Annotated in this window: 9 protein-coding genes; all 9 read left to right on the top strand. The window is 58.5% G+C overall.

Annotation, left to right across the window (positions count from 1 at the left end):
* Positions 1-155: 155 nt before the first annotated feature.
* The 9 genes from PXT33_RS02595 to PXT33_RS02555 all read left to right on the top strand — a co-directional run bounded on the left by PXT33_RS02595 (position 156) and on the right by PXT33_RS02555 (position 11,981).
* Positions 156-1,145, top strand: a complete 990-nt coding sequence (locus PXT33_RS02595; RefSeq protein WP_207698937.1) for a 3'-5' exonuclease — start codon at positions 156-158, stop codon at positions 1,143-1,145.
* Positions 1,146-1,301: 156 nt separating this feature from the next.
* Positions 1,302-1,892 (top strand): TVP38/TMEM64 family protein, encoded by a 591-nt coding sequence (locus PXT33_RS02590; protein ID WP_242702958.1) that lies wholly within the window; start codon positions 1,302-1,304, stop codon positions 1,890-1,892.
* 417 nt (positions 1,893-2,309) lie between these two features.
* Positions 2,310-2,795, top strand: a complete 486-nt coding sequence (locus PXT33_RS02585; RefSeq protein ID WP_223388226.1) for a MarR family winged helix-turn-helix transcriptional regulator — start codon at positions 2,310-2,312, stop codon at positions 2,793-2,795.
* Positions 2,796-2,925: 130 nt separating this feature from the next.
* Positions 2,926-4,677 carry an ABC transporter ATP-binding protein gene (locus PXT33_RS02580; protein ID WP_332375892.1) on the top strand — a complete coding sequence of 584 codons (1,752 nt, stop codon included), beginning with the start codon at positions 2,926-2,928 and terminating at the stop codon, positions 4,675-4,677.
* Positions 4,677-6,596: an ABC transporter ATP-binding protein gene (locus PXT33_RS02575; protein WP_332375891.1), complete on the top strand. Its 1,920-nt coding sequence runs from the start codon at positions 4,677-4,679 to the stop codon at positions 6,594-6,596. Before PXT33_RS02580 ends, PXT33_RS02575 begins: the two co-directional genes overlap by 1 nt.
* A 143-nt stretch (positions 6,597-6,739) precedes the next feature.
* A complete protein-coding gene (locus tag PXT33_RS02570) occupies positions 6,740-7,843 on the top strand; it encodes a leucine-rich repeat protein (protein ID WP_332375890.1) in 1,104 nt (367 codons plus the stop codon).
* Positions 7,844-8,013: 170 nt separating this feature from the next.
* Entirely contained in the window at positions 8,014-9,465 is a 1,452-nt protein-coding gene (locus PXT33_RS02565) for a VWA-like domain-containing protein (RefSeq protein ID WP_337679872.1), read from the top strand.
* A gap of 11 nt (positions 9,466-9,476) precedes the next feature.
* Positions 9,477-11,015 (top strand): ATP-binding protein, encoded by a 1,539-nt coding sequence (locus tag PXT33_RS02560; RefSeq protein WP_005943995.1) that lies wholly within the window; start codon positions 9,477-9,479, stop codon positions 11,013-11,015.
* Positions 11,016-11,018: 3 nt separating this feature from the next.
* Positions 11,019-11,981: an AEC family transporter gene (locus tag PXT33_RS02555; RefSeq protein WP_097774318.1), complete on the top strand. Its 963-nt coding sequence runs from the start codon at positions 11,019-11,021 to the stop codon at positions 11,979-11,981.
* The last annotated feature ends 52 nt before the right edge of the window (positions 11,982-12,033 follow it).

The raw sequence follows: 12,033 nt of genomic DNA, 5'->3' as shown, positions 1-12,033 counted from the left end.
TTTATCCATCTAATCGTAACGTATGATAAAAGCTCCCCTGGGGGAGAGGAAAGACTTCCCCGGCCGGGGAAGATGTCGCGCAGCGACAAAAGGGGAATCTGGCACGGCGCAAGCCGTGACTGAGAGGGTTTGATTCAAAAGAGAGGACAAACAAAATGCCGCGCAATCTGGTTTTATTTGATCTGGAATGGAATATCGGCTACCAGCCGTATACCTTTAATTACCATGGCGTGCAGCAGACCTTCCGGGGCGAGATCGTGGAGATCGGTGCCGTGAAGATCGACGAGGATGCCAACGTGCTGGACACCTTTTCCATCCATCTGCGGCCCCGCATCTTCCGTAAGCTGCAGCATCACATTGCTAAAGTCACCGGCCTGACGCAGGCCGATCTGGACAAGGGTGAGCCCATCGTGCAGGGCCTGCGCCGCTTTATGCAGTGGTGCGGCCCGGATGCCGAATTTGCCGAGTGGGGCATGGATGACGTACCGGTGCTCAAGCAGAACCTGTACCTGTGCAACATCGATGAATCAAAGCCCACCGTCTGGTACGACCTGCAGCAGGTGTTCCTGCGGGAGCATCCCCGCAAAGAGGGCGAGGGCATGACGCTGGAAAGCGTCGTCACCCGCTTAGGGCTGCCCATGGAGCGGCAGTTCCACGATGCCCTTTCCGACACGCTGTACACCGCCGATGTCTGCCGGATGCTCGACCTGCGGGCCGGTCTTGCGGCCTACCCCACTGAAGAGGAATCCCTGCGGGCCAGCCTGTGCCCCACCCCCGGCGACTACCGGGATTTTGAGGTCTTCCGCGGCTATGTGGAGCAGTACACCTGGCGCACCGACCCCAAAATTTACACCATGAGCTGCCCGGAGTGCGGCGCACCACTGACTCCGGACGATGTATGGTTGAAAAAGGGCAGCAACAGCTGGTACACCCTGAGCCAGTGCCCCCACTGCGCCGGCAGCAGCAATGCCGCAGGCAAGGGTGTGTTCCAGCGCTACAAGCTGGCCCGCCGCGACGGCCTGCACTGGAGCTACGCCCGCTGCCTGCAGATCCCGGACGATGCTTCTCTTGCCCGGTGGGAAAAGCAGCGCACCGCCCAGCTGGAGCGTATGAAGGCCCGCGCAGAAAAGCAGGCTGCGGAGTAAAACAGCACCGGCAGCTTCGTAGTATCCCAAGGAAGCTGTGCACAGGGCAAAAAAAATGTCGCTTTGTGTTCATGCTTGTGTCATACAATATGGATATACTACGGATAGAGGAACCTGCGGATGGGAAAGCGCAGGCGGAAGGGATGGATGTGCACAATGAACTTTTGTCTGCGCCAGCTGGGAACGCTGGAGTTCTGGGAAACTCTGCTGGACAGTTTTGGCAACCTTGGCCCCATTGCCCCCATCACGCTGGCCATGGTGGAGTCGTTTTTTCCGCCGCTGCCGCTCATTGCCATTGTGGCGCTGAATGTAGCGGCTCACGGCGGCATTCTGGGTTTTCTGTACAGCTGGACCGGTGTGGCGCTGGGCGGCAGCATCATGTTCCTGTTCTGGCGGCGGGTGGTCAAGTGCTTCTTCTGGAAGTTTGCCTCCCGCTCGCCCAAGCTGGAAAAGGCTCAGCAGTGGGTGAACCGCTTTGACACTTCGTCGCTGTTCATGCTCGCGCTGCTGCCCTTCGCGCCAAGCTCCTTTATGCATCTGGCCTTTGGCATCTCGGACTTTGACGAAAAGCGCTATCTCATTACCATGCTGCTGGGCAAGGGCGTGATGATTGCCATGATGGCAGTGTTTGGGCAGTCGCTGGTCAGTTCCATGAAAAACCCGTTGTATCTGGTGCTGGCCGTTCTGCTGTGGGGCGGGATGTACTGGGTGAGCAAACAGTTCTGCAAAAAACACAATCTGGAATAATAATTTAGAATGCCCTCCGCTTCGCTCTGGGCATATTTAGCGGAAAAATATTTTTATAATAGGGCAACAGCAGACAGCCTGCGGGCTGTCTGCTGTTGCATTTTCACAGGAATGGCCCAAAAGGTAAACTCCATCTGTTGCGCTTATTTCCTTCGGAAATGACCGCGCAACCGGAAAATATGCCGCTTGCAACTACGGCCCCTTCCGTGAAAAAGCAAACCAGCCAAGCCCGCAGGCTTGGCTGGTTTGCAATATAAAAAATAATATTTCATTATTTTATGCCCAGAGCAAAGCGGAGGGCATTTAAAATCGTTTCCTTCCCCTTGACATTCACTTTGACTGCTGTATAATATGTATGCTATCAAACAGTTTTATTTGAAACTGTTCAATGCCAAAACAACCATGAAGGACAAAACCATGATGTGTGACGAAACCAAAAACGAGTGCTGCAATCACGCCGATCCCCCTTGGGAAGGCCCACAGGTCATCCCGGCGCAGATCCGCCGGGTGGACAACCTGATCTTCCGCAAGATCAACCAGTTTGCCCGCGAAAATGACGTGGAGCAGGCCACCCCCATGCACGGGTGGATCATTGGGTATCTCTACCGCCACCGGGACACCCCCGTGTTCCAGCGGGACATTGAGCGGGAGTTCTCTATCACCCGCTCCACCGTGACCAACATCCTGCAGTTGATGGAGCGCAAGGGCTATATCGAGCGGCGCAGTGTTCCGCAGGACGCCCGGCTCAAGCAGCTGGTGCTCACCGAAGAGGGCATCTGCTTCCACGAAAAGACGATGCTCTGCTTCCACCAGACCGACGACTATGTGGCCGGGCTGCTGACAGCGGAGGAAAATACCGAGCTGCTGCGGCTTTTAAACAAGCTGCGGGATGCACTGCAGTGATGCAACCTGCCGAAAAAGTGTTCGTTAAATTAGTAATTATGAACATTTTTTGAAACGTCTTGACAATTAAAATGTTTTGTATAAAATTGTTCTGTACCAAACAAATAAAAAGCAACAGGAGGTAACTCAGATGATCAAAAAGTTAGTGTCACATCTGGGCGAGTATAAACGCGCCGCAGTCCTGACACCGCTCTTTGCCGCTCTGGAAGCCGTGATGGATGTGCTTTTGCCCACCATCATGGCCTTTATCATCGATCAGGGCATTGAAAAGGGCGATATGAACGCCATCCTCAAGTACGGCCTGCTCACCTTTCTGGTGGCTGTGGTCGCGCTGGCGCTGGGCGTTCTGGCCGGCAAATACGCCGCCGAGGCATCCACCGGCTTTGCCGGAAATCTGCGCGATGCCATGTATGAGAACATCCAGCATTATTCTTTTTCCAACATTGATAAATTCTCCACCGCAGGCCTTGTCACCCGTATGACCACCGACGTGACCAACGTACAGAACGCATTCCAGATGATCGAGCGCATGTGCGTGCGCGCCCCGGTGCATCTGGTGTTCGCCCTGTTCATGGCCGTGATGATCGGCGGCCCGCTGTCACTGATCTTCGTGGTGGCTGTGGTCTTTCTGGTGGCGGTGCTGGCAGGCATCATGGTGCCCACCTTCCACATCTTTGACCGGGTGTTCAAAAACTACGATGCCCTGAACGCTTCCGTGCAGGAAAACGTCTCCGCCATCCGCGTAGTGAAGAGCTTCGTGCGCGAGGGCTTTGAAAACGAGAAGTACACCAAAGCCTGCCAGAGCCTGTACGACCAGTTTGTGAACGCTGAGAGCCGCCTGAGCTTCAATAACCCTGCCATGCTCACCGCCGTTTACGGCTGCAACATCGCCCTGAGCTGGCTGGGTGCCAAGTACGTTCTGCATGGTGCCATCACCACCGGCCAGCTGAACGCTCTGTTCGGCTACATCATGAACATCCTCATGGCCCTGATGATGCTGAGCATGGCCTTTGTCACGATCTCCATGTCTGCCGCTTCCGCAAAGCGTATTGTGGAAGTGCTGGACGAGACCACCGACCTGCCCCCCGCAAAGCAGCCGGTGCAGCAGGTGAAGGACGGCGGCATCGAGTTCGAGCATGTCACCTTCAAGTATAAGCACGGCAGCGGCCAGCCGGTGCTGAATGATATCACCTTCAGCATCAAGCCCGGTGAGACCTTAGGTATCATCGGCGGCACTGGCAGCGCAAAATCCAGTCTGGTGCAGCTGATTCCCCGCCTGTATGATGCCGAGACCGGCACCGTGAAGGTGGGCGGCGTGGATGTGCGCGACTACAACCTCGACGTACTGCGCCGCGAGGTGTCCATGGTGCTGCAGAAGAACGTGCTGTTCAGCGGCACCATTCTCGATAACCTGCGCTGGGGCGACGAGAACGCCAGCGAGGAAGAGTGCATCCGTGTGGCAAAGCTGGCCTGCGCTGATGAGTTCATCGAGCGCTTCCCGGACAAATACAATACATGGATCGAGCAGGGCGGTTCCAACGTGTCTGGCGGCCAGAAGCAGCGCCTGACCATCGCCCGCGCCCTGCTGCGCAAGCCCAAGGTTCTGATTCTGGACGACTCCACCAGCGCCGTGGATACCGCTACTGATGCCAAGATCCGCAAGGCATTCCGGGAGGAGATTCCCGGCACCACCAAGATCATCATTGCACAGCGCATTTCCTCGGTGCAGGACGCTGACCGCATCCTTGTGCTGGATAACGGTAAGATCGATGGTCTGGGCACCCACGAAGAGCTGCTCAAGACCAACGCCATCTATCAGGAAGTTTACAACAGCCAGACCCAGGGCGGCGGCGACTTTGACAAACAGGGAGGTGAACAGTAATGGCTCAGGCAAAAGAAGTTCGCGGCCCCGGCCCCCGCATGGGCGGCCCCCGGCCCAAAGTGGAAAACCCGGGCAAGCTGCTGAAGCGCATCATGGATGAGGTATTCCGGCACTATCTGCCCCATTGCATCCTTGTACTTGTCTGCATCGTGGTCAGCGCGCTGGCAAACGTTCAGGCCAGTCTGTTCTTAAAGACCCTGATGGACGATTACATCGTACCCATGACCCAGCAGCAGGACCCCGATTTTGCCCCGCTGGCAGCAGCTCTGCTGCGGGTAGGCATCATCTACGTCATTGGCATTCTGGCCGCATGGCTCAACGCCCGCATCATGGTCAACGTGACGCAGGGCACCCTGCGCAACCTGCGCACCCAGCTGTTCACCCACATGGAGAGCCTGCCCATCAAGTATTTTGACCAGCATCCCCACGGCGACATCATGTCCGTGTACACCAACGATGTGGATACCCTGCGCCAGATGCTCAGCCAGAGCATCCCGCAGCTGGTGTCCAGCGCCATTACCATTGTTTCGGTGTTCTTCAGCATGTGCATGCTCAGCTGGCAGCTGACGATCGTTACCATGCTGATGGTGGCGCTGATGATGTTCTTCTCCAAAAAGATCACCCAGCAGTCCGGCAAATACTTCATCCAGCAGCAGCGGGATCTGGGCAAGTTGAACGGCTACATCGAAGAGATGATGGAGGGCCAGAAGGTCGTCAAGGTGTTCACCCACGAACAGAAGGCGCTGGACGGTTTCCGCCAGCTGAACGACCAGCTGAAGGACAGCGCCAACAAAGCCAACAGCTTTGCCAACATCATGATGCCGGTCAACGCCCAGCTGGGCAACATCAGCTATGCCGTCTGCGCGCTGGCAGGCGCAGCCATGGCCGTGAGCGGCATGGGCGGCACGACCCTTGGCACGGTGGTGGCTTTCCTGAGCCTGAACAAGGGCTTCAACATGCCCATCAGTCAGGTGTCCATGCAGGCCAACAGCATCATCATGGCTCTGGCCGGTGCCGAGCGTATCTTCAAGATGATGGACGAAGAGAGCGAGACCGACGAGGGCTATGTCACGCTGGTCAACGCCAAGTATGACCGCGACGATAACCTTGTGGAAGCCACCGAGCGCACCGGCATCTGGGCATGGAAGCACCCGCACCACGACGGCACTACCACCTACCACAAGCTGGAAGGCAGCATCACCTTTACCGATGTAGACTTTGGCTATGTGCCGGAAAAAACCGTCCTGCACGATATCAATCTGTATGGCCGTCCGGGCCAGAAGATCGCCTTTGTCGGCTCTACCGGTGCCGGTAAGACCACCATCACCAACCTCATCAACCGGTTCTACGACATTCAGGACGGCAAGATCCGCTACGACGGCATCAACATCCACAAGATCAAAAAGGCCGATCTGCGCCGTTCTCTGGGCATCGTGCTGCAGGACACCCATCTGTTCACCGGCACGGTGATGGAGAACATCCGCTATGGCCGGCTGGAGGCCACCGATGAAGAGTGCATCGCCGCCGCCCGCCTTGCCAACGCGGATGGCTTCATCAAGCGCCTGCCGGAAGGCTACAACACCATGCTCACCGGCGATGGTGCCAACCTCTCGCAGGGCCAGCGCCAGCTGCTGGCCATCGCCCGTGCCGCCGTGGCAGATCCCCCGGTGCTGATCCTGGACGAGGCCACCTCCTCCATCGATACCCGCACCGAAGCGCTGGTGCAGCGCGGCATGGACGGCCTGATGTACGGCCGCACCAGCTTTGTCATTGCGCACCGCCTGTCCACCGTCCGCAATGCAGACTGCATCGTGGTGCTGGAGCAGGGCCGCATCATCGAGCGCGGCAGCCACGACGAGCTGATCGCTAAAAAAGGCAAGTATTACCAGCTGTACACCGGCAACCTTGCCGAAAACTAAGCGTTTTTCTGCCTTCTCAAAAGAGCCGCCGTACCGGCACACCGCCGTGCGGCGGCTCCTTTTCTCTTCTCCGCTCTGGACAATCACCCCCTGTTCGCGGTATACTGAACCTTGAATGAATTGCAGGAAAACGAGGTCAGAACATGGCATATCCGGAAAACGCCCTTACATTGGACATCCTGCCGCTTTCGGCAGACACAGCCCGGCTGGTGCGGGTGTACGGCACAGAGCCGTGTATCGCGCTGCCCGGCACCCTGCCAGCACCGGAGGGCGGCAGCTTTGCTGTTACCGAACTGGGCGACTACTGCTTTTCCGAAAAGCCGCGCAGCCTGCCTGCGGCAGACAAGACCTGCCGCTACGAGGCGGCCCCGGACGGCACGGCGCGGCTGACTCGGGCCTTTGGGCAGACGGTGGGCGGCACCTGCCGCCGGTATGACTTCGACTTTGACGCGCCCGCTGCCGGTTCGGATGCAGACGACCTGCACCCGGTGTGTGGGAACTTTCTCGAAGAGCTGACCCTGCCGGACAGCTTACAGGTCGTCGGCAGCTGCGCATTCTACAACTGCCGCAAGCTGCGTCTGCTCACCGTGGGCACGGGCAGCCTGACCATGGGCAGCGATGTGTTTTTGAACTGCTTCGCGCTGGAGACCATCCGGGTGCAGGCAGGCCCTGAAGAACCTACCGGCCTGTTTGCCCTTGTGAACAACATCACCGAAGCGGTGCGGGCTGAGTTTTGCCCTGCCGGTACAGCAGCCCCGCTGGCGGCGCTCTGGTATCCCGCCTACTGGGAGGATATCGAGGAGACCCCCGCCCACATCCTTCTTCACACCTTTTCCGGCCAAGGATATCATTACCGGCAGTGTTTTTTAGAGAACAAATTCCTCCCCGCAGAATACGACGCGATCTTCCCGCAGGGCCACGATGCCGACGATGCCAATGTGATGGCAATGCTCTGCTTTGACCGGCTGCGGTATCCGTGGCAGCTGACCGAAGCCGCCGCCGGGCACTACCGGGCATTTCTGGCAGCCAACACCGACCGGGTGCTGGCCCGCCTGCTGAAGGCGCAGGACAATGATGCCGTGCGTGCACTCATTGCGCTGGATGTGCTGGACAAAGACGGCTTTGCCGAAGCTTCAGCCCTTGCCGCCAAGGTCGGGAACGCCGCTGCCGCCGCTCTGCTGGCGGATGCGGAGCACAAAAAGTATGCTCCTCAGCCCAAAAAGCAGCGGTACGATTTTGATTTTTAAACAGCAGAAAACTCCTTCCGCCGCACTTCGTGCGCCAGCTCCCTCTAAGGGGAGCCTTTGGCAGTAAGGGTAAGCTTCCGGTTTCGCCAGAGGCCCCATCCCTGAGGGGCTGGCATCGCGCAGCGATGACTGGGGGAGTTTGCAGCAAGGCTGAGAGGGTTCCAAGTGAGGTGACACTTTTGCCCCAAACGATCCAAAAAGAAAAATTTTTTGACCCGCGCAAGCCGTTCCAGTCCCAGCGGCCGGAGACCCACGAGGAGTGGCAGGCACGCATGGGCGGCGAGGTGCTGGCGGTGGTGCGCAGCGGGCTGTATCTGGACTTCCGCTTTCTGGATATGGCGCTCAGTGCCTTGTCCCCCGCCCCGGACGAGCGCTGCCGGGTGCTGGCTACGGACGGTCAGGTCCTGTTTTATCAGCCCAGCCACCTGCTGCGGCTCTATCAGGACAATCCAAAATATCTCAACCGGTTGTATCTGCACACCATATTCCACTGCGTATTCCGACATTTGTGGCTGAAAGGCCGCCGGGAGCCGCAGCTGTGGAGCCTTGCCTGTGATATCGCAGTGGAAAACGTTATCGACAGCCTGAACCGCACCAGCGTCAAGCGCCCGCTGACCTATGTGCGCCAGAACGCCTACCAGCAGATCACCGCCGAGGAAACCGTGGTGGCAGCCGCGCCGGTGTATCGGTGGCTCACCCGGCAGACACCCGGTGTGCTGCGCCAGCTGGAGCGGGAGTTCGTGACCGACGACCACCGTCTGTGGCCGAAGGATGCGCCTGACCAGCCCCAGCAGATGCCCACGCCGCTGCCCCAGAAAACGTGGCAGAAGATCGGGGAGCGGATGCAGACAGAGCTGGACCTGCGGGATAAGGAAGCCGGGGACGGTGCCGATGCCCTGAAGCAGCAGGTAAAAGCCGCCAACCGCAGCCGCCGCAGCTACCGGGATTTTCTGCGCCGGTTCTGCGTGCTGCGGGAGGAAGTAAAGCTGGACCCGGACGAGTTCGACCTGAACTTCTACACCTACGGCCTTTCGGTGTACGGAAACCTGCCCCTCATCGAGCCTCTGGAAAGCCGGGAGAGCAAAAAGATCGAGGAGCTGGCCCTTGTCATCGACACCAGCTACTCCACCTCCGGTGAACTGGTGCGGGCATTCCTTGCGGAGACCTACACTCTGCTGAAAGGACAGGAGAACTTTTTCCACCGGATGAACCTGCACCTGATCCAGGCCGATAACGCTATCCGGCAGGATATCCTGATCCACAATGAGGACGAGCTGATCCACGCCATGAACCACTTTGAGCTGCGGGGCGGCGGCGGAACGGACTTCCGCCCGGCCTTTGAATACGTGAACCAGCTGTGCGCCGAGAAGAAGTTCTCGAACCTGCGGGGCCTTTTGTACTTCACCGACGGCATGGGCACCTACCCCGCCAAGCGCCCGGCCTACGACACCGCTTTTCTGTTTCTGGGGGAGCGGTTCGACGATGCCAATGTACCGCCGTGGGCCATGAAGGTGGTTCTGGATGAAGAGGAATTTACCGGTGCAGCAGCCCGCCCGCAAAGCACCCTTGCCGACGCGCTGGCCGAAGAGGACGACCTGTACCGTGACCTGAACAATTCGTGAGGGAATTTGTTATGAATATCAAACGAGCCAAAGAAGAAATTGAACACACCGTAAAAGCCTACCTTGCCAAGGATGCTCTGGGCGAATACGCCATCCCGGCCATCCGGCAGCGTCCCATTCTGCTCATGGGGCCTCCGGGCATTGGCAAGACGCAGGTGATGGAGCAGGTAGCCCGGGAGTGCGGCGTGGCGCTGGTGGCCTACACCATCACCCACCACACCCGCCAGAGCGCCGTGGGCCTGCCCTTCATCCGCCAGCGCAATTATGGCGGCAAAGATGTCTCCGTGACTGAATATACCATGAGCGAGATCATTGCCAGCATCTACGCCAAGATGGAGGCCACCGGCCTCTCCGAGGGCATTCTGTTCATCGACGAGATCAACTGTGTGTCGGAAACGCTGGCCCCCACCATGCTGCAATTTTTGCAATGCAAGACCTTTGGCAATCAGGCCGTGCCTGCGGGCTGGGTGATCGTGGCGGCAGGCAACCCACCGGAATATAACAAATCTGTGCGCGACTTTGATATCGTTACGCTGGACCGCGTGCGCCGCATGGACATTGAGCCGGACCTGCCCGTGTGGAAGGACTATGCCCGCGCTGCCCACATCCACAGCGCCATTTTGAGCTATCTGGAGCTGCACCCGCAGAACTTCTACCAGATCAACGCCGATGTGGACGGCACCCAGTTCGTGACCGCCCGCGGCTGGGAGGATCTTTCCAATCTGCTGGACACCTACGAAACACTGGGTCTGCAGGCTGATGAAGACCTGATCCGCGAGTACATCCAGCACCCGAAGATCGCAGAGGACTTCTCCGCCTACCTCGACCTTTACTATAAGTACCGCGACGACTACGGCGTAGAGGAGATCTTGGCCGGACAGGCAAAGCCCGCCGTGTTCGCACGGCTGCTGCAGGCCCCCTTCGACGAGCGGCTTTCGCTGGTCAGCCTGATCCTTGCAGGCCTCGGCACCCGGTTCACGGCCTCCCGTCAGGCAGATGCAGTGGCCGACAGCTGCTATGCCTTTCTGCGGGAGACCAAAAAAGCCCTTGCCACCGTTCCGGAGGATATCCCGGACGGCTCGGCAGAAATGTTCCACCAGCAGATCATGGATTACGACACCGAAACACAGCAAAAGCGTGCCGCCGGGCTGCTGAGCAAAGATGCTCTGACCACCCGCCTGCAAGTGCTGGCCGTGCTGCGCGGCTGGGAGGGCGAACTGCGCCGTGCCAACGCCGCCGGCACACAGGAAGCCTTCGACCTGCTGCGCGGGCAGTTCCAGTCCCTTGCCGATGAGCGCGAAAAGGCCCAGCAGACCGCCAGCGCCGCGCTGGAAGCCGCTTTCGACTTTATGGAACAGGCCTTTGCCGAAAGCCAGGAGATGGTGGTGTTCGTCACCGAGCTGACGGTGGACCCGGTGTCCCACGCCTTCCTCACCGAGAACGGCTGCGAGCGCTACTTCAAGTACAACAAAGACCTGCTGCTGGACCACCGCAAAGCTGCCCTGCAGCAGGAGCTGGCGGCAGAGCAGCGCCGCCACGGCGGGGTGTGAGCCATGCTGGAAAATCTTCTGTTCAGCATGAACAGCACCATGCCGCTGTTCTTTATCATGCTGCTGGGCTATGTGCTGCACCGCACCGGTTTTCTGAGCGATGCGTTTGTGGCCGGGGCCAACAAGTTCGTGTTTTATGTGGCACTGCCGGTGCAGCTGTTCCGCGACCTTGGCAAAAACGATGTCCGCGCCACCTTCGATGGCCGGTATGTGCTGTTCTGTTTTGCGGTCACACTGGCGTGCATCCTTGTGATCTGGGCGCTGGCAAAGCTGTTTTTAAAGGGCACCGGCCTTGTGGGCGAGTTCGTTCAGGTGTGTTACCGCTCGTCGGCTGCCATCCTCGGCTCGGCTTTTCTGCAGAGCATCTACGGCGATGCCAGCATGTCCAGCCTGATGATCCTTGGCAGTGTGCCGCTGTATAACATTATGGCAGTGGTCATTTTGATGCTGGAAGCGCCCACTGCGCAGGCTCAGACCGGCAATATGGCTGAAAAGCTCAAAAAGAGTGTGAAAGGCATCCTGACGAACCCCATCCTTCTGGGCATTGCAGCGGGCTTTGCGTGGAGCATGCTGCACATTTCCATGCCTGCCATGCTGGATAAGGCCCTTTCCAATGTGGCCGGTCTGACCAGCCCTCTGGCCCTGCTTGCCATTGGTGCAGGCTTCAAGGGCCAAAAAGCTCTGGGATACCTCAAGCCTACCGCTGTGGCTACTGTGGTCAAGCTGATGGTGCTGCCTGCGCTGTTCCTGCCGCTGGCTGTGCGCTTTGGCTTTACCGACGAAAAGCTGGTGGCCCTGCTGGTGATGCTGGGCAGCATCACCACCCCGGCGTGCTACGTTATGGCAAAGCAGATGGGCCACGAAGGTGTGCTTACCGGCAGCGTGTGCGTTACCACCACCCTGTTCAGCGCATTCAGCCTGACCTTCTGGCTGTTCGTGCTGCGGAGTCTCGGATATATTTTATAACATCTTTTGCATAGCACAACAGCGGACGGCCTGCAGGCTGTCCGCTGTTTGC

The organism is Faecalibacterium taiwanense (assembly GCF_036632915.2).
GTDB lineage: Bacteria > Bacillota > Clostridia > Oscillospirales > Ruminococcaceae > Faecalibacterium > Faecalibacterium taiwanense.
The sequence above is the reverse complement of the archived record's forward strand: the minus strand, read 5'-3'. Positions and strand labels throughout refer to the sequence as shown.